Origin of the sequence: Pseudomonas sp. RIT409, assembly GCF_003052515.2 — a bacterium.
Taxonomy (GTDB): domain Bacteria; phylum Pseudomonadota; class Gammaproteobacteria; order Pseudomonadales; family Pseudomonadaceae; genus Aquipseudomonas.
The window spans coordinates 1-1,134 of the sequence record NZ_QARE02000049.1; the positions used below are offsets into that span (position 1 = coordinate 1).

At 53.4% G+C, this 1,134-nt stretch carries 1 protein-coding gene; it reads left to right on the forward strand.

Annotation, left to right across the window (positions count from 1 at the left end):
- Nucleotides 1-19 precede the first annotated feature (19 nt).
- A partial coding sequence (locus DBP26_RS26800) for an IS481 family transposase (protein WP_112235860.1) occupies nt 20-1,134 on the forward strand: 1,115 nt, incomplete at its 3' end.

Below are 1,134 nucleotides of genomic sequence, written 5' to 3' on the forward strand. Positions count from 1 at the left end.
GACTTGCCGAGAATTCACCATGTCTTGGAACGCGCGGGATGCTATGAGTCTGAAAGAAGAGTTCGTTGCCCTGGCCTTACAGCCCGATGCAAATCGGCGAGAGCTGTGCCGCCGCTTCAAGATAAGCCCCCAAACGGGCTACAAATGGCTGCGACGTTTTGAAAAGCTGGGCCTGTCGGGGCTGTCTGAACAATCCCGTCGACCACTCAGTAACCCTCGAAAAAGCACACCTGCGCTTGAGGAAAAGGTAATCACCTTACGCAAGCAGCATCCTAGATGGGGTGGACGCAAGATCAGTCATGTGCTCGATGAAGCGGTTGCACCCAGTACCGTTACCGAAATCCTGCACCGTCATGATTTGATCCTGCCCGAGGACAGTACGGCATCAAAACCTTGGCATCGCTTTGAGCATGCAGCGCCCAATGATCTTTGGCAGATGGATTTCAAGGGGTTCTTCCAAACCAGTCAGGGTGCCTGCTTTCCTTTGACGATGCTGGATGATCACTCCCGTTTTAATTTGATTATTCAAGCCTGCGCCAATCAGCGTGGCGTGTTGGTGCGCGAACATATGACGGAGGTATTTCGTCGATATGGATTGCCCGCGCAGATCAATACCGACAACGGTGCGCCTTGGGGGTCACCAAACAATCCGGGGCAATTGACCCCCTTGACCCTATGGCTCGTTCGTTTGGGTATCAAAATTACTTTCAGTCGACCTAGGCACCCACAAACCAACGGCAAGAACGAGCGTTTCCACCGCTCGTTGAAGGCCGAAGTATTGAGTGGACGAAGCTTCAAAAACCTGACTGAAGCCCAAGCTGCGTTTGACGAGTGGCGAGATATCTATAACCACCGCAGGCCCCACGAAGCCTTGAGTTATCAGGTGCCGATGGACCGATACCAATCCAGCCCACGACCGTATACCCAGCCTCTGGAAGAGTTTCAGTACAGCCCCAGCGACTTCTTGGCGAAGGTCAATGACCGCCGCTTCAGGTTCAAAAACCAATATTTCCGCGTCGCCAGGGCACTGAGTGGGTACGTGATAGCAGTCCGGCCCAGCACCGAGCGAGAGGACCTATTCGATGTTTACTTCTGCGGACACTGGTTGCGAAAAATCGACTTACGCAATCCACA